A 579-nucleotide genomic window follows, 5' to 3' on the forward strand; every position below is an offset into this window, starting at 1 on the left:
TTCCGGGGGAGCGTTCGACCGGCGACACGGTCCGCAGGTCGAGCCTTACACTCGCCGGCAATCGACGCGCCCGCCGCGCCTTGGTCGAAGCGGCCTGGACTTACCGCTATCCCGCCAGGGTCAGCGAGGCCCTGAGGCTCCGGCTCGAGGGGTTACCCAAAGCTGTCCGCGACATCGCCTGGAAGGCGCAGGTCCGGCTCTGCGCTCGCTATCGTCGCCTCAACGCCGCCGGCAAGAAGCCACCGGTGGTCGTGGCCGCGATCGCGCGCGAGATGGCCGCCTTCCTGTGGGCCATTGGGCAGGAGGTCGAACCGTCATAGACGAGTCTCGACCCAGCCCGCTGCACAGGGCCGGGGGTGGGGCCACGGTGGGGAACTCCCGTCGCTAGTTATGTGGCCGAGCCAATCCGCCCGACGCCCGCCCTCTAGACCGAGGACAGCCCCGAGACGAAGACACGGAAGGCGGTATCCAACCCGCGGATGAGAGTCTGATCAACCGTCGTCTCTGAGCTCCACCCCCGACCCTGTGCAGTTCCAGCCAATCCGACTGCTTTGCACACTCGCGCCAAGCAGTTGTTCC

The 579-nt window shown here is 67.5% G+C and carries 1 protein-coding gene; it reads left to right on the forward strand.

Annotated elements, in window-relative coordinates:
* Nucleotides 1-320: transposase (locus NKI20_RS33665; protein WP_352838309.1), on the forward strand; the 320-nt coding region annotated here is incomplete at its 5' end.
* Nucleotides 321-579: the final 259 nt, after the last annotated feature.

Source organism: Mesorhizobium sp. M0830 (assembly GCF_040319965.1).
Classification (GTDB): Bacteria; Pseudomonadota; Alphaproteobacteria; order Rhizobiales; family Rhizobiaceae; genus Mesorhizobium.